General features: G+C 44.4%; 16 protein-coding genes. 4 read left to right on the forward strand and 12 right to left on the reverse strand.

The genetic code is table 11. The features are described 5' to 3' along the window. Positions 1-29: 29 nt before the first annotated feature. Both ODOSP_RS08565 and ODOSP_RS08570 read right to left on the reverse strand, forming a co-directional pair. Complete coding sequence (locus tag ODOSP_RS08565; protein ID WP_013611940.1) at positions 30-1,214, reverse strand: FecR family protein; 1,185 nt, start codon at positions 1,212-1,214, stop codon at positions 30-32. 223 nt (positions 1,215-1,437) lie between these two features. Beyond that, complete coding sequence (locus ODOSP_RS08570) at positions 1,438-3,003, reverse strand: ATP-binding protein (protein WP_013611941.1); 1,566 nt, start codon at positions 3,001-3,003, stop codon at positions 1,438-1,440. Between the two features lie 113 nt (positions 3,004-3,116). On the opposite strand from ODOSP_RS08570, the gene ODOSP_RS08575 reads away from it, so the two are divergent. Continuing rightward, positions 3,117-3,617, forward strand: coding sequence for a sigma-70 family RNA polymerase sigma factor (locus ODOSP_RS08575; RefSeq protein WP_013611942.1), 501 nt, complete (start codon positions 3,117-3,119; stop codon positions 3,615-3,617). 178 nt (positions 3,618-3,795) lie between these two features. Here ODOSP_RS08575 and ODOSP_RS08580 read toward each other — a convergent pair whose 3' ends face one another. Continuing rightward, the gene (locus ODOSP_RS08580; protein WP_013611943.1) at positions 3,796-5,154 is read right to left on the reverse strand and encodes a transposase; all 1,359 of its coding nucleotides are present in this window, start codon (positions 5,152-5,154) and stop codon (positions 3,796-3,798) included. Between the two features lie 188 nt (positions 5,155-5,342). On the opposite strand from ODOSP_RS08580, the gene ODOSP_RS08585 reads away from it, so the two are divergent. Further along, a complete protein-coding gene (locus ODOSP_RS08585) occupies positions 5,343-5,591 on the forward strand; it encodes an RNA polymerase sigma factor (protein WP_228026164.1) in 249 nt (82 codons plus the stop codon). A 73-nt stretch (positions 5,592-5,664) separates the two neighbouring features. On the opposite strand, the gene ODOSP_RS08590 is transcribed toward ODOSP_RS08585, so the two are convergent. The 9 genes from ODOSP_RS08590 to ODOSP_RS08630 all read right to left on the reverse strand — a co-directional run bounded on the left by ODOSP_RS08590 (position 5,665) and on the right by ODOSP_RS08630 (position 19,503). Beyond that, positions 5,665-6,891, reverse strand: a complete 1,227-nt coding sequence (locus tag ODOSP_RS08590) for a thioredoxin family protein (RefSeq protein WP_013611944.1) — start codon at positions 6,889-6,891, stop codon at positions 5,665-5,667. A gap of 64 nt (positions 6,892-6,955) precedes the next feature. After that, positions 6,956-8,137, reverse strand: a complete 1,182-nt coding sequence (locus tag ODOSP_RS08595) for a TlpA disulfide reductase family protein (protein ID WP_013611945.1) — start codon at positions 8,135-8,137, stop codon at positions 6,956-6,958. Between the two features lie 16 nt (positions 8,138-8,153). Then, positions 8,154-10,022 carry a thioredoxin family protein gene (locus ODOSP_RS18780; RefSeq protein ID WP_049782869.1) on the reverse strand — a complete coding sequence of 623 codons (1,869 nt, stop codon included), beginning with the start codon at positions 10,020-10,022 and terminating at the stop codon, positions 8,154-8,156. A 66-nt stretch (positions 10,023-10,088) separates the two neighbouring features. Continuing rightward, positions 10,089-11,597, reverse strand: coding sequence for a PKD-like family lipoprotein (locus tag ODOSP_RS08605; protein ID WP_013611947.1), 1,509 nt, complete (start codon positions 11,595-11,597; stop codon positions 10,089-10,091). 17 nt (positions 11,598-11,614) lie between these two features. Then, complete coding sequence (locus ODOSP_RS08610) at positions 11,615-12,286, reverse strand: DUF4843 domain-containing protein (protein WP_013611948.1); 672 nt, start codon at positions 12,284-12,286, stop codon at positions 11,615-11,617. A gap of 15 nt (positions 12,287-12,301) precedes the next feature. Further along, the gene (locus ODOSP_RS08615) at positions 12,302-13,744 is read right to left on the reverse strand and encodes a RagB/SusD family nutrient uptake outer membrane protein (protein WP_013611949.1); all 1,443 of its coding nucleotides are present in this window, start codon (positions 13,742-13,744) and stop codon (positions 12,302-12,304) included. A 34-nt stretch (positions 13,745-13,778) separates the two neighbouring features. Further along, complete coding sequence (locus tag ODOSP_RS08620) at positions 13,779-17,087, reverse strand: SusC/RagA family TonB-linked outer membrane protein (RefSeq protein ID WP_167535992.1); 3,309 nt, start codon at positions 17,085-17,087, stop codon at positions 13,779-13,781. A gap of 180 nt (positions 17,088-17,267) precedes the next feature. Further along, positions 17,268-18,428 (reverse strand): FecR family protein, encoded by a 1,161-nt coding sequence (locus tag ODOSP_RS08625; protein ID WP_013611951.1) that lies wholly within the window; start codon positions 18,426-18,428, stop codon positions 17,268-17,270. 472 nt (positions 18,429-18,900) lie between these two features. Further along, complete coding sequence (locus ODOSP_RS08630; protein WP_013611953.1) at positions 18,901-19,503, reverse strand: RNA polymerase sigma-70 factor; 603 nt, start codon at positions 19,501-19,503, stop codon at positions 18,901-18,903. A 677-nt stretch (positions 19,504-20,180) separates the two neighbouring features. Between ODOSP_RS08630 and ODOSP_RS08640 the strand changes: the two genes are divergently transcribed. Together ODOSP_RS08640 and ODOSP_RS08645 are read left to right on the forward strand one after the other, a co-directional pair. Next, positions 20,181-21,584 (forward strand): alanine/glycine:cation symporter family protein, encoded by a 1,404-nt coding sequence (locus tag ODOSP_RS08640; RefSeq protein WP_013611954.1) that lies wholly within the window; start codon positions 20,181-20,183, stop codon positions 21,582-21,584. A gap of 127 nt (positions 21,585-21,711) precedes the next feature. Further along, positions 21,712-22,089, forward strand: a complete 378-nt coding sequence (locus ODOSP_RS08645; protein WP_013611955.1) for a RidA family protein — start codon at positions 21,712-21,714, stop codon at positions 22,087-22,089. The last annotated feature ends 24 nt before the right edge of the window (positions 22,090-22,113 follow it).

A 22,113-nucleotide genomic window follows, 5' to 3' on the forward strand; every position in this document is an offset into this window, starting at 1 on the left:
CCGGAGTTGCTGGCCAAAACAACTCCGGTTTATTTTTCAATCAGATGTATGATATTTCCTTCCCGGCGGAATTCCGGTCCTCCCGCTAATTCAATAGTCTCGAGCACGGTATCCAGGGATTCGTCTTTACTCATCCGTCCACTGAAAGTATGCTTTTCTTTCCTTCCTCCGTCGAATACAAATTCCACTTCATACCAGCGGGACAACATCCGCATAACCACTTCGATATCTTCTTCCTCAAAAATAAAATTCCCATATCTCCAGGCAATCGCATCCTCGGCATTGACAGCTTCCACCTGAATAGCCCCGCTTCCCTTTTCCCAAATCGCTTCCCGTCCCGGAGTCAGCACCACCGCATCACCGCCGTCTGCTACCGCCACCCGGATACTTCCAGTCAGCAAGGTCGTATATACCGATTTCTCATTACGATAAGCCTGTATATTGAATGAAGTTCCCAATACCCGGGTCTGTATCCCTCCGGCTTCCACGATAAAAGGCTGTTCAGGATTCGGAGCCACCTCAAAATAAGCCTCCCCGCTCAATTTCACGATACGTTCTTTTTTAACAAATTCCACGGGATATTCCAACTCGCTGTCCGCATTCAGCCATACCCGGGTCCCGTCGCTCAAAATCAAGGCATACTCTCCCCCGATAGCGGTTACCACTTTATTGAACAGCTCTTCGGTCGCCGGACTATTTTTACTTTCATATATCAGTTGTCCGTGTTCATTTTTAATCACTGCATCCCCTGCTTCGATTCTCTGTTCTTTCTTCTGCTCCAAAGCAATCTGTTCACCGGAGTGCAGGATCAGTTTTACCTTAGCAGTCTCTGTTTGTTGTCCGGCCAGCGGCATAGCCTCCGGTACCGCCCGCACACCGGACAATTCCCACAAAACAGTCACCGCCACAGCACAGATACAAGCCGCAGCAGCCACACTCCTCCATAAGCGCACACGCCGGCTCCGTCTGCGTCCCACCAAACTCCGGACGACCGAAATTCGTATTTTCTCATAATCGGTCTCTTTTCCGATCCGTTCTTCTCCTGCTATCCGTTCGCGAATCGCCTCTCCGCGAATAATCCTTTTGTATGTCCGGCGATTCTCCTCGCTCTCGTCGAGCCAGTCCAGCAATTCCGAACGCTCCTCTTCCGTCACATTCCCCAGTTTTACCCGAATGATAATTGTAGCTAAACGATATGCCTTTTGTAAATCCATTTCATGTCCTTTTATACTAAGACACCGCAAAAGCAGGTAAAGGATGAATGAAACTTAAAAAAAAAATAAATTTTAACAACACCTCGAGCAGTCTGCCTCGAAGGGCTGAGATGGTATCAGATTACCGCATACTCGCTCGGGGAGAAACAGTCCGGATTTATGTTGCCGAAGAACAGGTACAGAGGTGCCCCGTCCGATTGGGCCTCCCTGGAGGGGATGCCGCCTATAGAACATTTTCCGAAACTTCTATCAACCACTTCTCGATATTTCGTGTCTTCGCGCTAAAGTTGACGCCTATTTTGAACACCTTGCGCCTGTCTGCCTCGAAAGGAAGGGCATAACGTTTGTCGTTGATTTGTTGTAGGGCTTCCTCTGCCGTTCCATTCAGTTTAAATTCCATTACATAGATATAGTCTGAAGTCTTCACCACGAGATCCACCCGCCCCTCAGCAGTACGGTACTCCGTCTCCGTGTAGAATCCTACCAGTTTGAAGACAATGAATAATACATTCTGGTAGTGACGTTCCAAGTCGGTTGCCACCTCGTAGGGCGTGTCGGCAAAGAAACTTCGCAAACGCCTGAAAAAGGCATCCGGTTGCCCCATTTCGATTTCACGGGTGAATTGTTGTATTTCGAAAGGAACTTCTATTTTGTTGAAACGGGTATAGAAAGGCATTAAAAATTTGATAAAACCTTCTTCTACCTCTTTATTCGGGAAACCAAGACGATATAGATCGAATCGTTTGTCATACCCTTTTATCGTAAGATACCCGCTTTGGAAAATAACGGGTATCGGCTGCTCGTCGCCGTAAATGCTATTCAACACATCGGAGTTGGTTTCCTCGTTTGCCATGCGTTCCAAGTCGTAGTGGTAGCGCCTGAGCAATTCCACCAAGTAAGTCGGTGTCCCCGTTTCAAACCAGTAACTGCCGAACTTCATTTTGAAGAAAGTATTGAGCAGGCTGAAAGGATTGTATATGCCTTCGGAATCTTCCACAAAATGATAACCGTCATAACAGGCTTTCAATTCGGCTTTGGCTTCCTCGTAAGTCATTTTCTGCGCCTCGGCTAACTCGTGTAAATCTTCCTCGAAATTGTCCTGAATTTCTTTTCCGGTAATTCCGCATAAGGCAACATAGCGTGCGTCCATGGAAATATCTATCAAGTTGTTCAAGTCGCTGAACACGCTCACTTTGCCGAATTTCGTTACTCCCGTCAGCATGGCGAATTGTATGTAGCCGTCCATCGTTTTGAGCACACCGTAGAAAGGTTTCAGCGTGTTGCGATACGCGGATTGCAACTCTTTGTTGCCGATGGCTTGCAAAAGCGGTTTGTCGTATTCATCGACAAGGATGGCTACCCGCTGACCGGATTGCTGGCTGGCACGTTCCACGATACCCTTGAAGCGTAGGGCGAGGGTCGTCTCCCCGACACCGGTGCCGTACGTAATCTCCCATTTGGACAGGGCTTCCTCAAGGATTTTGTCCAAACTGTCCGGAGCATCATATTTCCCGATATTCAGATCAAGATGTAACACAGGGCGGCGTATCCAATTCTTTTCCAGCTGCGCCATTGCTAGCCCCTCGAACAACTCCTTTTTCCCGAGGAAATAGGCTTCCAGCGTGGAAATCAGCAGGCTTTTCCCGAAACGGCGCGGACGGCTGAGGAAATAATAACTGCCCGTTTTCACCAATCGGTAAATTAAAGCCGTTTTATCGACATAGTAATAACCCTCGTTGCGGATTTTCTCGAAATTCTGAATGCCTATCGGATATATCTTGTCGCCCATGCTTGCGGATTTTTAATTGTTTTCCAAAACAAAGTTACCGATTATTTCCTGATTCCACAAATCGGGATGATTTTAATCACTATATTTGTCTTGCCAAATGAAGGTCACAGCCCATGAAAGAATATGCAGAATTGGAAAATTTTATCCGCAAGCATTATGCGGCTTTATATACTTCTGCCCTAAAGTTCGTCAAATCGGAAGCTGTCGCCCAGGATATTGTTCAGGAAATCATCATCCGCTACTGGGAAAACCAGGAAAAATACAACACAATCGAATCGATAGAGAATTTTCTCTTTGTCTCGGTTAAAAATGAAGCCCTGAATTATCTCCGGGGCATCGAAAGGGAAAACAACCGTTATGCCCGCCTCGAAAACCCGGAATCCGAGGAACCCCAGATTTTCAATTTATTCATCGAAGAAGAAACCAACCAGATGTTGCTGACCGCTATCGGCCAGCTACCGGAACAAAGTGCCCGAATCATCCGTCTGGCCTTATCCGGTTTGGAAAATAAGGAAATCTCACGTTTGCTGGATGTTTCAGTCAACACGGTAAAAACCCTCAAATACAGTGCCATCCGGAAACTGAGGGAACATTTTCAAAAAAAAGCTATTTAGGAATATTCAGTAAATGTCCCTATAAAATACAATGGCATATGAAGATGCCCCAGTATAATCACTTCATATGTCATTTTTATTGTCATTTTTCTGTATTTTCCCATATACTCTTATAGGCAGGACATGACGTTCCGGAAGAAGTCTGACGACCTCTTCTGATTTTTTCGTTAAAATCATATCATGCTGCTTTCAGCGCTCTGTTCCTGACCTTATCTATCATCAGTATGGCATTTGCCGTATGTATTCCAAAGAAAATCCAAAGGATTTCCGTCTTCCTGTTCCGTGCCTTTATCCTTGAGAGTGAGTAATGTTGCTTTTGAGTGCCGAAGCTGCCTTCAAGCCTGGTGGCCCTTTCTTTGGAGAGTTCACTTCTGAGAACCTTTCTCAAGGATTCATCCCTGGCCGCCCTTCCCTTGCGTACAAAGGATGTTGATATTCCATATTTTGTACAGAACTTTCGGTTGGCATTATTGGCATATATGGAATCGGCAGCCACGCATCTTATCCTCACATTCATGAGCTTCTGCTGCATGCGGATGCAGTCCTTCAGGCGTATACCTTCGTTGAAAGCCTTGAACGAAAGATGTTCGATGAACGATATGCCGTCTATCTGTATGTTGTTGACCTTCGCACCGAACTCGACGGACTTTGTTTCCTTGCCTCTTACAATGGGACGTACATAATGACGGTCAATGCTGACGATGCGGTCCCTGACCTTCTTCCCTACAAACATTTCCTTTTCCTGTACAAGAACCTTTCTGATGATGGAAAGACGTTTCTGGTAATCCTGGGTATAGCGGAGTAAGGTTCCGTACTCTCGATGAATCTCATCCCTCTGTATGAGGAGCTTTTCAAGAAGCCTGATCATACGACGCTTGAGCATTTTTGTCCTCGAAGCCTTCCTTTTTCTTTTCTTGCAGTAGGACAGATAGGACTCCGCTACATTCCTGTATTTGTTGCGGGGACGTCTTATGCCAGGTTCCACACAATGCCTGCAGATATATCTATAGAGCCATTCAAGGCTTTCCCAAAGGAGTTTCATGTCAGTAGGATAACGCATATGGCTTTCATAGCATGTGGCATCGGCCATACAGACGTGAAGGCTGTCAAGATAGGGTTTCCAGTGTGAAGCCAGCACTTCCTGGAGGGAATCAATATCAAGACGGGACGCTATCTCATTGCGGATAGCACTGACTATCTTGTAGTTGGTTATGGGGAAGAACGGATTTATCATAATCCAGCAGAACATCTGGTAGTGTATGTTCCCGTTCAGATGTTCCACCAGCTGCCTGTCAGAGAATCCGGTGTATGCCTTCAGGACCATAAGGGCAATCTTTGCGCAGGGACTGAATATATTCCTGCGCCCCAGATGCTGGTCCGACAAGCCCACAGTCTTTGCTATATGCTCAAATGGAAATACCGAACGAAGCCTGCCAAGCTCACTCTCATGAAAACTTTTGCGGTATCTTTCCAGAATATCAAATTCTGTAAACCCCAAAGTAGGGTGAATTTCTGAAATATTTTGTATCTTAGCCATATCTTAGTCAGGGTATTTCCCCCGTTTTGGCTGCCAAACCTTATTTGCGGGGGAATACCTAAAGATACAAAAAAGCCAACTAATTCGCAATATTTTATGTATGAATTAGTTGGCTGATTTTATAGTATTTACTGAATGTCCCGAATTATCTCCGGGGACTCGAAAGAGAAAATAAACGATATGCCCGTTTGGAAAACCCGGAAACCGAAGAACCTCAGATTTTCAATTTGTTCGTCGAAGAAGAGACAAACCAAATGCTGCAGACTGCCATCGGCCAACTGCCGGAACAAAGTGCCCGAATCATCCGTCTGGCTTTATCCGGTTTGGAAAACAAAGAAATCTCACGTCTGCTGAAAGTATCGGTCAACACGGTGAAAACCCTCAAATACAGTGCAATCCGAAAATTAAGGGAACATTTTCAAAAAAAAGCTATTTAACAAATCAAAGTCCGGTTCTAACGGAAAAACTTCAACCTGTTAAATAGCTTTTCTATCAGGCAAACCCTAATTCTTAATTCATCCGCATAGCTCTCATAACTTTACCACCGCTTCGTCTCTCTCCTTCTTTATTATATTTTTCTTCTTCCATTTTGGATTTATCAGCACCAAGCGTATCCCCTATTTTGGTTTGCAGCCGGGCTTTAGAATTCATCAGATTGGCTTTTGTAAAATAATCGGAAGTATTCAGGCATACTTCGTCAATCCACTTGATACCTTCCTCTACTAATGCCTTATCGTCGCAAAGTGTCAGGGCCTCGATATTGTTCTGGAAATAATGCTGGTCTGCTCCAGCCCGGAACATATTATAACTCAACACTTCCTTCATTTTATCCAGCATACCGCGGAAATCCCCTTTACGGATATAAGCAGCCGTATAAAGCTGTGCCAAAGCAGCCGGAGCCCCGGCATAATCGACAGAAAGCAAGTAACCGATCAGTTCTTCGTTCCGTTTTTCATCAAAAACCTGATCCATACCCGGACGCCAAGCTGCCAGTCTCATGGTTGCTCCCATAATACTGTTATCCAGCTTATAGTCGACCACCTCTTTACCGGCCACGGCATAAAATTTGTCCCGGCTCTGCATGACTTTTTTCAAAGGTTCTGACAACGGATCACTGACATACTTTTTCACCAGCTCCCAATTCTCTTTGGTAGCCAACTGTTCTTCTGAAAGCGAATTCAGGTATTCGGCTGCCACCTTACCCTGCTCTTCGGCCATATAGGCAGCGGATAAGGCAGCCAGATAGGCAGATAAAAACTGTTCACCTCTTTCTCCGGCCTCATAACGTTTGATCATGGCGCTCAGGTTATTCTGCGGATCGTTGGCCAGCTTGGCTCCTGCAATCAGCCAATCGGCCGATCCGGCCCCTACCATCCGGTGCACCACCTGTTGGGTGGCCGGGTCTACAAATACCAAGGTAGGAAATGCTTTCACCCCGAACCGGTCTTTCAGGATCACTCCGTCGGCATCCTTCTCCATATCGTATTTGGCACATACAAAATTGGCATTGAAATAATCCGCTACTTCATCCCGGGTAAATACATCTTTAGCCAGCATCTTACAAGGACCGCACCAGGAAGTGTAACAGTCCACAAAAATCAGCTTCTTTTCCTTTTTAGCTTTTTTGATGACCTTTTTCCATTCTCTGGTCTGTTCAAAACCGATACTCCGGTTCTGAGCCTCCACTCCCATCATCACTCCTGCCATTAACAGGGTCAATAAAAATAATTTTTTCATATGTATATTCTTTTTCAATGTAAATAATCCGATACTCCGTAGAGTGTGTCAAATTTACCTAAAATTACATTCCCATCGCCGGCATGGCCACGCTCTCCTTCTTTTTGCCGCTCACCATCTCCTCCAATTTATCCATCAATGCTTTGTCTCTCAGATTTTTACCGACGATCCGTCCTTCCTGATCCAAGACCAGAATATAGGGAATTCCAGAGAATTGATACAATTTCATCACATCCTTACCGGCCTTAGGAGCCTGCACCTGAGCCCAAGGCATATTTTCCTCTTTCATTGCTTTCCGCCAGGCGGCGCCATCTTTGTCGATAGAAACGCTCAGGAATTCGACACCCTTTTTGTTATAGGCCTCGAAAGCCTCTTTCAAATGCGGAATTTCAGCCCGGCAAGGACCACACCAGGACGCCCAGAAATCCAATACCAGAATTTTTCCTTTAAAGTCTTGAGGTCCTAAGTTCTTGCTCCCATCCGGAGTCGGGCATGAAAATTCGGGAGCCACTTTCCCCTCGGTAAGACTTTCACGCAAAGCTTTTACCTCGGCCATATCCGCTTTATATTTTTTCAATGGCGCATAATCCGGATTTTTAGCTTCCAATTTGGCCAGAACCTTTTCAACCAGCTCCGCATTCTCGTTTCCGCGCAACATCGGCAACACCGCCAGCACACTGTTCCGGTCAGCATAATGCTCTGCGATATACTTGATCCGGGCTCTGGATTCATCGCTCAGCATATCATAAAATTTCATAGAAGTTTCCTGTTTTGCCTGGTCATCCAATCCCTGAATCCGATACACACCCTGCGAAATCCCGATCATTAGCTGATAACCCCGGTAGCCATCCCAGTTCATCAAATTCATCACTTCATTGTTAGGCCCACCATTGATATACACATACGGTGGATTCTTGATCTTGATCCGGGCCGTATCCATACCACGGAAATTAATTTCCAAATCCTCATCCTCTGCCCAAAACTGTACGGACTGCCATTTCTGGCACTCTAACGTATACACACCGGGACGATCCACTTTCATGGTAAACCGGTAAGTTCCGTCCTTATTTACCTTACAGGAGTCGATAATGGTCTTGTCAAAACCGTTCCGTTCCACAATCTCCATGTTATACTGATTATCCGGAAACTGCACCTTCCCTTTAATGGTGATCGTCTTCTGTTCAGTAGCAGCACAAGCACCCAACAACAGGCAACCGCCCAACACAACACTAAAAATCTTCTTCATATTCTATTTCAATTGTTTATTTGCTTTCTTTATAATCTTGTTTCAAATCATTGGCTACTCTTTCAAAATAAACCTTGAATGACATCGGTCCTTCTTTCGATTTTGCTGCAGCATCATCAAACCATTGAGCTGCCTGCATCCTCAATGCAGAGTCCTTGCACCCCCGGTTGATCCGCAATCCCCAGTTATATAAAACGAGATCACCCACTTTCCCGTTTTTCAGCTGTTCACTGCCAAGCGCAATATAAGTCTTCCAATCCCCCAATTTTTCGGCATTGGTCATGCGGGCATTTTCAATGATATCCGTTTTTCCGTCCACATCCGCTTTGGACAGACGTTTCACATATTTTTTAAAACCTTTTTGGTCGTACACAACTTCTTCTCCCTCTCCCGTGACATAGCGATTGGCCCCCAACGTCCAGACTTTCCGAATTTTTGCCTTAACTTCCTTTTCTCCGAAAAGTCCGGCAAACTCATTCCGGTTGTCGTACACATACCGGAAAATATCCGAATCGACATCGTTAATGTATTTGTTGAACATATCCCAGTTCGCTTTTTCTTTCAATTGTGCCCGCTCTATCTTCCCTAAATAATCCAAAGCCACTTTTTCAGCCTCGGCCGCCTGATTACCCATATCCAAAGCCGTCAGGTAATCTTCGATAAACTGAGATTCCCGGTTTCCCTGTACGTAAAGCGTTTGCAAAGCAATCAGTCCTTTCCCTTCCAAAGCCAATTTAGCCTGGGCGATCAAAGCATCCGCCGGCATGCCGCCTACAACACAATGTTGCAACCCGCCATTACCGTCGATGAAATTCAAGGTCGGGTAGGCCGATACCTTATACTGTTCTTTCAGTTCCATCCCCTCACCTTTCTCCATATCCACCTTTACATTCACAAACTTCTCATTAAAGAAAGCAGCCACCTCCGGATCGGTAAATACCTCTTTCGCCAACATCTTGCAGGGTCCGCACCAAGAGGTATAACAATCCATGAAAATCAGTTTGTTTTCTTTCCGGGCCTGTTCCAAAGCCTGTTGCCAGGTCCCTTTGAAGAAGACAATGCCTTCCGCTTTTTTCAATGCCTCCTGCCCATAACCGATGAAAGCATCGGCTTCCGTATAACCACCTCCCGCATGAACCAGTTTGCCGTTTCCGTTCAGGAACAGGAAAGCCGGATAGCCACGTACCGCATATTTCTCCGCCAACTCTTTTTCTTTCCCGAAATCAATTTTCAGATTGATGAAATTCCGGTTATAAAAATCGGCCACTTTGTCCAGGGTAAACACATTTTTTCCCATCATGACACAAGGCTGGCACCAAGCGGTATAAGCATCAATGAAAACCAGTTTATTTTCTTTTTTAGCTTTTTCCAATGCTTCTTTCAAACCGATTTCCTCAAAGACAATAGAACGTTTGTTGTTTCTCTTCACTTCGGCCTGCTCCCAGGCCTTTTTCCCTCTTTCCAGGAAAAGTTCCGGATTTTTAGCCAACAGAAACGGACTGACCGTACCCAAAATATCACCGTTCGGCATGAAGAAACCATAGGTCGGATACATATTCATCACCAATTTCGGAGCAAACTCTTTCCCAGCCTCAGAAGCCATATCGATACGGATGGCCACCACATGCTGTTTACAAAATTCCAGGTTGGCAGCAACCTTCTGCCATACCGCCTCTTCCTTGTCTTTTTGTTTCCGAGCCTCCGGTGTAGCGGGTTCCCGCATGGCATCCACCAAAATAATCTTATTCTCTTTCTGTGCCAACTCCGCAGCCTGTTCCCACGTCAGGTTTTGAAATACTGTTTTTTGGGCATTCCCTGTCAGTGACAACAATACCAACATCACTCCTCCCAACCATTTCATCCCAATCCTTTTTCTGTTCTTCATAATTTCATTGTTAAATTTAAATGGATAAGACTGTCACAAATAAATGCAACAGTCCCTCCATAATCATTATTTATAAAACATATCCCTGATAAGTTTGAATCCGGTATATTCCAACGGTTCTTCCAGCAACAGACCCGACATCTCATTGAATACAGCCTTGTATACTTTCCCTTCATCTCCTTTTTGTGTCGCTACAAACAGCACTTTGCCCGTCATAACGTTGTCCGAAGGATTATTGTAGATCTTGATTTGGCTGATCCGCTCACCCGCTCCGACCGTCATACATTCCGTAGCCTCCTCTTTACCGTTACGCCAAGCGTACACTTTGGTATCCGTAGCATAAAACAGGACATTTCCCCTAATACCAAAAACAAACTGTTTCGCCTCACTCATATCGGTCAAGTTACCCAGGTTCTCACACGCAACAGCCACCGGCTCAGTCGCTGCCAAATTAGCCCGGAACAGATAGAAATCACCGGTTGTCTTATGCTTCATAACTAAGCAAGTCTCGCTGTCTTTACCCTCGTTCATATATACGTATTCCAAATCCGGATCAATGGCAGCCGTATTGAAAGCTCCTCCGGCAGATACCGGTGCCGCCAAAGCTTTAGATCCGGAAATTGTGATAAAACGATTGTTTTTGGTATCAAACAATACCGCACAATTATCATGGCCGCTTATCCGCACCGGGGCGATGGCCGGAGCCGCCACATAATCATCCACTCCTTTCGCCTCCGAATACTGACTTTCACCCATCATGATATAAGCAATCGCATACACTTTATGATTATTCACCAATACATCCATACGGCGATGATCGGTTTCATACACATGTGCCTGAGGATTAACCGCATCCAATGTAACGACAGAATTGAACAATCCGGCATAGGTTGCATCTTCTCTTTCCTTGTAGGTAGAAGCATCCATAATATATGCGCCTTCATCCGAATATACATATAGATTCGAAACCGACGAATTTGTACAAATTCCGATAAACCGGGCCCCTTGCATTTTTTTACCACCATTATTCACGGAAAAATAATCCTTCACTACCTGTCCATTTCCTCCCTCCACGATGTCTTTGTCGCGGATGATCTGCAAATCGCCGTTTCCAGCCGCATCTTCGTCCAAAACAATCCAACCGTTCACAGCCGAAATGATAAATTCAAACCTTTGTTCATTCTGCGCTCCGGTTTTCTTATTGATAACCTTATATACCAACCAATAATCGCGCGGACTGTCTACTATACGATAATCCAAATTCCGGGTCATCGCCAAAGTATCCCCTTGTTCATAATGCTGGTACGTTCCTTGCGGCTGCTGGGGATAACGGTACCAAATAAATTCGTAATCCTCAGCCGTCGTACCTTCCTTAAATTCTAGTTCGGGAGTTAATTGAATATGTTCATTTTCCAGGCAGACCAATTTATCCCCGTTATCCGTCACACCAGGTATTGCCTTTATAACCGCTTCCCCAATCTCTTTGTAATCGTAGTTTCCCTTGTCATCAAAACAGGATGTCAGTAAAAACATCGCCAAGACAAAAGAAAATCCTATATATCTGCAAATTTTCATAACATGTTAATTATAAATTAATAGCCATTACCAAATCTCATGACCTGTCCGTCATCATCCAACCTCGGATCTTTTTCCAGAATTTCATTAAATTTACTAGCCAAATTCATATATCCCATACCAAAATTTCCCTGATAAGGCCCCAAATCCACAGTTCCCAACTGTTCAAATACAAATGCATATTTAGCCTGCGTACATTTGCCCAACCAATAATCAGCAGCCCAACCTGAGGGATCTACCCATGCCGTCGGGAAACCAATCATCATTTTGACTAATACTTCATCATACACTCCTCCGGCAAAATCTCCGGTCGGATCAATCATTAAGTCGAACATCAACGGCTCCGTCGTCAAACCTTCACGGAATACTTTACACTGAATTACCGTATCTAAACGCCCGGCTTCCAAAGTTACTTCCATCGGCAATTCGAAATTGGTTCCGGCAACAGCCGTATGTTCCTTGCCAAAAGCAAATTTCAAAACCCGATCCTTATCGGAATGTTCGCCCTGTACAGCCAATTGGATATCAAATGTTTTTTCCAAATCGATTCCCCCCTGAACAAAGGTACCATCGCCGTCAATCGTTATATTGACTGCCGCCGGTCCGGTGTAAAAATCGATCTCATCTTCCGAGCAAGCCGTAAGCAAGCCTGCGAACCCTAATATTCCTATTAATAATCTCTTTTTCATAATGCAACATTTACGTTATTGACGTTGTCCCAAATTAATCTCATCATCCGGCATCGGAAGCACATAGACAGCATTGGCAGTAGCAATCATTTTGGTATTCATCCGTTTGTGATAAAAAAACACCTGCCCTTCACCGATCATTTCCCGGTAATATTCCCTTTCCAATTCCTGTTGTAATTCCTCTTTGCTCAGATTCTTTACTTCCGTTAATCCCCGGTGTATCCGCAGTGTATTCAACAGTCCGAGTGCAGCCGGCATATCCGTATCTTTCAACGCTTCTGCCGCAATGTAATACATTTCTGCGATCCGGATAGCCGGCATCCGGTCCCGTTTCGGACTTACATATCCCTGACCCGATACGTACTCTCTATCCATTTGCCAGAATTTGGTCAACACATCCGTAAAACCGCTGTAAGTCTCATAAAGATTCACACGGTAATCGTCCGCTTCATACAGTTCATCCGGCCGTAACCGTTCCGTCAATGGGGTCGATATCTCCCGAAAATACGTTTTGATGTAATCTTCCAATTTTGTTGCATTAAAAGCAAACAGATGTTCGGAAGAGAATGTCCTGTCCCTCAGATTCACTACGGTCGTCGTGATATCTTCCAGCTTTACCCAAGGGAAAAGGCCTTTTTCCTGTTGTGCCAGAATGACTTCATGTGCTGCCTCGTATGCCATCGTCTTGTTTTGGGCATAAAGAGCAATCCGGGCTTTCAGTCCCAAAGCGGCATAATAATTCAGGTGGAAATTCCGGTTAGCCAAATAACCGTTATCCTCTCCCGCAACATCAGCACCGGTATAAACCGGATCCTCTTTCAGTAATCCTAAGGCGTCATCGACATCTGCCAAAGCCAATTCGACAAATTTGGCCGGTGTCAGCTGAGGAGCTATAGCCGGGACAGCTTCGCGTACATATGGAATTGCCGGCTCGGCTTCCGCTGTAAAATCGTATGGAGCAAACAAGCGTAAAAGATCGAAATGCATATAAGCCCGTAAAGCCAAAGCTTCCCCTTTCACCACTTCATAATAATCACCCAAAACTTCCCGTTTCAGATCTGTATATTGGATCAAGGTATTCACATTCGCTATGTTTTCATACATCTTATTCCAAACAACGTCGATCAACGCCTTGGACACACTCTGCTCATAATTATAATTCAATAAATAATTGTAAGCTGAATAATTTGTCTTCAAAGTAGCTCCATCTCCCCATTCCTGTCCCAATACGCCTACCATACCGAATGTCATTTCCCGGCCATAAAGCCCGGACTGGGATAAACCGATGTACACTCCGGCCAAAGCCGATTTAAATCCGTCTATCGTAGAGAACAATTCCTCCGCCTCTTCTTCCGTTTTGGGCTTCACGTCCAGCCAATCATTGCACGAAGTGGCACTCAACAAACCCGCAACCAGCAGGAACACCACTTGCAAACGGTATATGTTTTTCTTCATCATATCTGTTTTTCTTAGTTATAATCATTATTATCCGTTAGAAAGTAGCCTGCAAAGAAAAAGAACATGACCTCGCAAAAGGATATTCAATTCCTCTTTCAGCCTTAATGGTAGAAGTCCGGAATACGTCATTCATGTAGAATTGCAATTTCAAGCGTTCAATCCCACTCTTCTTCAAAAAATTACAATACCTGAAATCGTACCCGACATTCAGAGAGGTCATCTGCAATTCCCGGACATCCTGCACAAAGCGGGAAGTCGGACGGGTCAAAGCATCATTGGGATTGAACCGGCGGTATTTGGCAGGCACACCGGGAGTTGTCCAACGATCGTCAAGCACCCGCTTGTCCACATTGTACTGGATATCCACATTCTCTACTTTATCCACCAAGGTCTGGTTGTAATACTGACCGCCCAGTTTGTAATAGAAAGACGTATTTACACTAAAACCTTTATACTCGAAGTTAAAGCCAAAGGTACCGCTCAATTTAGGCTGTTTGTCGCCTACGACCACCTGATTTTCAGCCTTCCATCCGTAAACCATTTTTCCGTCCAAATCCAGGAACACTTCTTTTCCGGTAGCAGGATCGATTCCCAAGGAACGTACCGCCCAGATTGCATCCATAGACTGGCCTTCGGCATACCGTACAGAGGGTTTGGTTATGCCGGAATTTTCCTCTAAATTCGGATTTCCGCCGCCACCGTTGGCTTTCTCTTTGTCACGCTCATTGTTCATTACAGACAATGCATCCGAAATCTTGGTGATCCGGTTTTTATTGTGCATACCGGAAGCAAAAACGGAAAGATACATGGCTTTGTCGTTATTTTTCAACACCCGGTAATTTACTTTAAATTCAACCCCCTTGTTTTTGGTTTCGCCCAAGTTCTCCGTATAGGAAGAAAAACCGGCAGAAGGCGGCAAAGATACCGGAGTCAGCAGGTTCTCGGTATTTTTCACATAATAGTCAAATGTCACATCCAAGGCATCAAACAAGGTCAGGTCTACTCCGAAATTATTGTCCCGGGTCTTTTGCCACTGCAAGTCCGGATTGGCCAAGCCCAGCAAATAAGAACCGATGATATTATCATAGACCTCATTGTAATATTTATAGGTAGCCATAGCCTGGTAGGAATTGAAGTTCTGAGAGCCGGAATATCCGGTGGATGCCCGGAATCGCAACTGATCCAATCCCTCCAAATCTTCTAAGAAATGCTCCTTGTGTACGTTCCAGCCGATACCTGCCGACCAGAAGTGTCCCCATCTTTTATCGTTTCCGAACAGAGAAGAAGCATTTGCCCGATAAGTCGCATCCAATAGATAACGGTTATCGTATGAATAGTTGGTCGAAATCAACGCACTGGTTTCCCTGGCCAGAGACTCGCTTCCGGTTGGTGCACCGGTAGCATATTCCTTGGCATGAGTGATGTAATCCATCTTATCGTTGGCAAAACCTCGGGCCGCAAATTCCACTGAATTGTATTTCTTTTCGCTGAAACTCCACTGTGCATTGACGAATACTAAGTGACGGCCAAATTCTTTGGAATAGTTGGCGGATAAATCCGCATTGTATTCAAAGTTCTTTCCGTTTCCCATACTATAGCTGCCTCGCTCAAAATATTCTTCAGAATTAATGTCTATATCCTTAAACATGGTATGATCGCGCGGATAGAAAACTTCAGACTCATCTTTCCGGTTAACGATTCCCAAACGGCCCTTGAAACGCATACCCGAGAATGCCAGCCATTCTACATAGAAATTATTGGTGATGTCTGTATAGGAACTCTGGTTCTTGGTATTGATACTCGCATTCGTCAATGGGTTATAAATCGGTTTGGTCCCTTGATAATTGGCAAGCTCATAATCCCCCATAATCTCTTTAATGGAACCGTCTTCGTTATAAGCCCTCCAATAAGGATTCAAACGGGCATATTCGGAAAAATTACCATAAGGAGATTCTTTAGCCTTATTAAAGGTAGCCGACAGTTGTTCCTGGAAAATCAGGGATTTGTAGCGATATTGCAAATTAAAGCCAACTGAAATCGTCTGCCGGTTAGAACCTTTCATAACACCGGCCACATCGTTGTACTGAAAATCCACACCATAACGTACGGCATCGTCTCCCCCCTCGAAAGTCAAGGAGTGTTTATGCCCGACACCAACCCGAAGCGGTTTGCTCAACCAATAGGTATCTACTCCTCTTAACACCTCATTATAATAGGAATTGTACTTTTCGTCAAGTTGCTGTTGTTCTATCGGATTACCGCCGGTAGAGGTATAAACGCCCGCCCTTTTTTCTATTTCCAATTTCTCCGCTGCATTCGCCAGATTGTAACTGGAAAGATCAGGCATCTGAAGATTCAGGTTCCCGGTATAAGAAACCCTCATTTTCCCTTTTTCCGGTGCCAAGGTTTCAATCACAACCACACCGTTCGCACCTTTGGAACCATACAATGCCTTGGCCGTGGCATCTTTCAACAAGGTAATGGAAGCCACCCGGTTCATATCCATATCCATCACTTTTTCAATGGTCTGTTCAAAACCGTCTACGATAAACAACGGCTGATTCGGATTGGTCTGGTATTTATCCTTCATATCCGTAAAGCTGGAAGCTCCCCGCATCTGGATTTCCGGAACCCGGTTCGGGTCAGAACCGAAATCATTGTTCTCCAACACCTGAAAAGAGGGATCGATATTTTTCAACGATTGCAGGATATTCTGATTGCCTACCCGCTGCAGTTCTTCTTTCTTTATCGTAGTTACGGCACCGGTGTAGCTGTCTGCTTTACGGGTAAACATACCGGTCACCACCACTTCCTCCATTTCCGAGGTCTGAGGTTCCAAATAAACTGTAACCTCATTGCTTTTCCCTAGTGTGATCTTTTGGGGAGCATAACCGATAAAGGATACTTCCAATTCGGTATTGTCTTCCAACACCGACAATTGGAAAGCCCCGGTAATATCAGTTGCAGTACCAATGTTCGTACCTTTGATTTTCACTGTTGCACCAGGCAGCGGCTCGTGATTTGCCTTGTCCAACACCTTACCTGTGATTTTCCGGGCTTTCTGCTGAGGCAACTGCTGTTCCCCTTTGCGAATCACCACATGATTGTTCACAATGCTGTAATTTATACCTTTGCCTCTCAGGCAATAGTCCAAAATATTACCGATTTCTTCATCCGTAAAATTCACATTCACTGTCCCTAACTGATCCACATCCTGCGTATTGTATACAAAGGCCAGATCCGTCCGTTTCTCAATCTCCGCAAACAGCTGCTTCATGCTGACATTGTCCATCTTTATACTTAAACGAGTCTGCTGGGAAAATCCGTTTGCCTGTATCTGCAAACAGAAAAATGTTAAAATTAGAGAAAGTTTAGTCATAAGGCATAATTTTCTCACTTTTTCTCTTGGATAACAAATACCCTTAAGTTTTTTTTTCATACATTTGAAATTTAGTTAATAATTGGTTTTCAATTATGCTTAAGAGAGGAAACCGCACACGGCCAAATGGACGGTTCCTCTTTTTTATTTAGCCAACACAGTCACATTTTTTCCATGGGTTGCAAAATCCAGCCGCCCCGTTCTTTTCAGTATATCAAAAATATCTTCCACCCGGTCGAATTTCCGTAGTTTCGCTGTCAAGGTCATCTGCCTCAACTCCTCCGACTGACAATCATAGGTAAAATCATACCAACGAGACAATTCCTTCATTATATCCTCCAAAGTTTTCTCCCGATAAATAAAATAACCATCCTTCCAGGCAGTATAAAGATCCGTATCCACCTCCCGAACCCGAATTCCATCCGCCTCTATGACAGCCTGTTGTCCCGGCGTCAGATCACATTCCCGTCCTGCATCATGAATCCGGACAGCACCTTTCACCAAAGTAGTTGCCACGACCTCATCCTGATAATTCCGGACATTGAACTCTGTCCCTAATACAGTGATCCGGGAATCTCCAACACAAACGACAAAAGGCTTGCCCGCCTGTTTGGATACCGAAAAATAAGCCTCTCCTTTCAAGTGTACTTCCCGCTCATGTTCCGGGAAATGTACAGGATAATGCAATTCAGACTCCGCATTCAACCATACTTTTGTTCCGTCTGCCAATACCACAGCATATTCTCCGCCCCGTGGAGTAATCAAACGGTTATATTCTCCGGCTGTTTCTTTTGCATGCTTTTCTCCGTATACCAGTGTATTCCCTTCTTTTTTCACTGTCGTATTTCCAGCCAACAAGGTCTCTTCCGCTTCATCTCCCAACACCACTTTTTCATCGGAACCCAACACCAGAATGGCTTTTTTCCCTCCGGGCTCGATATTTCCTTCCACAACATACGCCTGATCTTTGTCCTGATCACGACGCATAAAAACATAACCGACAGCAATCATCAATACCACCAAAGCAGCATATCCGGCTATCCGGGTCCATAAAAACAAATGTTTGACCGACATTCGGTGAAACAGACGATGTTCTACTTTCTTCCAAGCCTCCTCGGTCTGGTAACGCTGTACACATCCGGCTTGTATCCAATCTTGTCTGTATGCATGAAATAGAAGAAAATGCTGCTCTGATTCTTCCAGCCATTTTTGCAGGACCAACAACTCCTCTTCAGAAGCTGTACCTTCCAGAGAACTGATGATCAAGTGTTGTATATCGGTTTCGTTATCTTTAAAATTGTCCATAAATACTGAAATTTGTATCTAAGACAACTCTATTTTTAAAACTACTTACAGATTTTTGAAAAAATATGACTTTTTCAGTTAAAACAGTGACAACAGTCAGACTTACCCCCTTCATCTCACGGCAGAGTTAACCGACAAAGAAAATACAAGTGGAAATTTGCAGCAATAGAAAGCCGGACTCTCCGGATTATTTCCAGGAAGAATGATCTTTCTCAAATCAAGACTAGTCTGCAATTCAGTGATAACGTAAGTCGGAGGTGTTCGTGTTCGGGGACCATTGGAGCTTTGGCGAGTGTCATCTTGCTTTTTCTGAACGCCCGACCGGTGGTGTCTGAGCGAAGCGAGTTCCGCCGGTCAGTGATAGACAAAGCTAGACGACCGACAGAAGCGACCGGGTCGACAATTCCGATCACCGGAGACGAATTGGTAACGAAATAAACCTACGATAAGTTTACGAACTTTATCCCCTGGTCTAAACCTTTTCTCCTCTAAGAAGGAACAACCAAAATATTGCGCTACCTCTCAAATGGGCTAATTCTTCCCGCAGACGTTTCATAGCCCGGTAAAGCTGAGCTTCCACCGTACGTACAGAGATTCCTAATTCAACCGCGATTTCCTGGCTTTTTTTACCGGAAAACCGGCTGAGAAGAAATATTTGACGACATTGGAAAGGCAAACCATCGATTGCCCGATTTATTTCTTTAAACACGATTTCCTGATTTTCTTTATCTATAAAATACTCTATGTTGTTTTCATCTTTAGAACCCTGTTTTTGAATAAATTCCCAGAAAGCCAATTTTACTTTTTCATGTTTTAACGAATTGAGAGCAGCGTGATAGACAGAGCGATACAAATAAGCCTTCATCGATTCCCGGATATCGATCTCTTCCCTTTTTTCCCACAGCATACAAAATAAATTCTGTACAAGGTCCTCCGCCATATCCCGATCCCTGACAATAAATTCGGCATAAAGACACAAACGCACATACCACATCCGGAACAATTGTCCAAACGCTTTCTTATCTCCCCTGACAATTGCCTTTATCAAAACCTCTGTATGTTCATTTACCTCCATGGATTCCAGAAAAACGTTCGATTAATTTAGTCGAAAATTTATCTGGTGACAAAGAAAAAAATTTAATGCAAGTAATCCAACAATTTACGACGGATTATTTCGAAAAATTCTTCTAAGCGTCTCTTCAGACAATACTCCATATCGTTACAAGAATCCTCTGGACAAGTATTCAAAACGATTACATCTTGTATATATAGAAAGGCAATTATATATATTTACACTTATAGAGGTAGGTCTATTCCGTTACTAGTTCGTCTGCGGTAATCGGAATTGGCGACCCGATCACTTCTGTCGGTAGTCTGTCTTTTTCTTTCACTGACCGGTGGTGTCTGACGGAAACGTAACGTAAAGTTTTTTTGCGAAGTGAGGAGTTCCGCCGGCCAGTGAGTTCTTCTCTTGCCCGGAAAAACAAAAGATTTTGTTTTTCCGGGCAAGAGAAGAACCGATGAAATCAACGGAAGCCTTACCGGACTGTTCCAGGCGAACCGGTCTGACGATATAAAACCCGGAAGCGGAATAGAAAAAAATAAATCTACATTTAGGGTAAACATGTATATAAACACCAAAATCTATTCTTCAACAAACTATATCGAATCGTTTAAAATATAAAATAACAAGACATTTTTTCAATCATTCCGTAGAAACACCAGAAAGAAAGAGGTCAAAACTAAAGAGCTATGTTAGAAACATTGAATAACTGGATTATTTCTGCGAACGATTGGATTTGGACATACCTATTAATTATCCTTCTGATTCTGATCGGTTTATATTTTACGTTTAAAAGCCGTTTTGTACAATTCCGCTATTTCGGAGAAATGTTCAGGTTATTAGGCCAGGGAGTCAGTAACGGCAAAGGTAAAAATTCCGTTTCTTCGTTCCAGGCTTTCTGTATAGCGACCGCCTCCCGGGTAGGAACGGGTAATTTAGCCGGAGTAGCGACTGCCGTTGCTTTAGGAGGGTCCGGGGCTGTTTTCTGGATGTGGGTACTGGCCCTGATCGGTTCTGCCTCGGCTTTCGTCGAGTCGACTTTAGCTCAAATTTATAAAGAAAAAGGTGAACGCTCATTCATCGGAGGCCCCGCCTTCTATATCGGAAAAGGACTAAAAAAGAAAGGCCTGGCCCTGCTTTTCGCCTTCATTATTATCATCACTTTCGGCTTGGTCTTCAATTCCGTCCAAGCCAATACAATCGCAATCGCTTTTCACGAGATATACGGAACCGGCCAATTAGGTCCGGCCATCATCCTGACCTTTTTCACGCTAATCACTATTTTCGGAGGGATACACCGGATAGCACGGGTAGCGGGTATCATCGTTCCGTTTATGGCGATTGCCTATATTTTAGTGGCCTTATTCATTTTATTCAATCATATGACCGCTATCCCGGCCCTGATCGGCCATATTTTCTCCAATGCTTTCGGAATAGAGCAAGTTGTCGGTGGAGGACTCGGGGCAACGATCATGCAAGGAGTAAGGCGAGGCTTATTTTCCAACGAAGCGGGGATGGGTTCCGCTCCCAATGCTGCAGCCACAGCAACCGTTTCCCATCCGGTAAAACAGGGGCTGATACAAGCCCTGAGTGTATTCACCGACACCATTGTCATTTGTAGTTGCACCGCTTTTATCATCTTACTTTCGGACCTTCCTCTCGATGGAACCTTGAAAGGCATTCAACTGACCCAGGCCGCCGTCGGCCATGAAATCGGTCCCTTCGGAGCTCAGTTTATCGCTTTCTGTATTCTTTTGTTCGCCTTCAGTTCGATTATCGGTAATTATTCTTACTGTGAAACCAATTTGTTCTTTATATCACGGCATCCGGCCGGTCTGCAAATCTACCGGATAGCCGTCGGAGGAATGGTGTTTTTCGGTTCGGTAGCCGGTTTGGACATCGTCTGGAATCTGGCAGACCTATTTATGGCCCTCATGACCCTGATCAACCTGATCGCCCTCATCTTTCTTGGTCATTTAGCTTTAAAAGCCCTAAAAAACTACAACGATCAAAAACGCCGGGGTATCAAAAGCCCGGTATTCAAAGCCAGCGATATCCCGGAAATAGAAGACCAACTTTCCGAATGGAAGTAGTGCTGAGCGTGAATCTTATTTTATTGTTAAAATAGCGCATTCTTCTTATAACGATTCCGAATATCTGATTTCATTTTTTAATTTTGTGACAACATTTATAAAAGTCAAATTCTTAAAATAGAGCATCATGAAAAAAGTTATCAATTCACCGAAAGCACCGAAAGCGATCGGTCCTTACAGCCAAGCTATTGAAGTAAACGGAATGATCTATATCAGCGGTCAGCTGCCCGTAGACGTAAATACCGGTAAATTCGCCGAAGGCGGTATCCAGGAACAAACCGAACAATCTTTAAAAAACATCGGTTATATTCTCGAAGCTGCCGGTTGTACTTATGATAATGTAGTAAAAACTACCTGTTTGCTAAGCGACATCGCTAATTTCAAAGCCATGAACGAAGTCTACGCAAAATATTTCACCCAGGATTGCCCGGCTCGTGCTGCTTTTGCCGTAAAAGATCTGCCTATGGGAGCTTTGGTTGAAATCGAAGTCGTAGCTGCCAAATAAGTAGCATACGACATTCCGGTTGAT

It is taken from the genome of Odoribacter splanchnicus DSM 20712 (genome assembly GCF_000190535.1).
GTDB lineage: Bacteria > Bacteroidota > Bacteroidia > Bacteroidales > Marinifilaceae > Odoribacter > Odoribacter splanchnicus.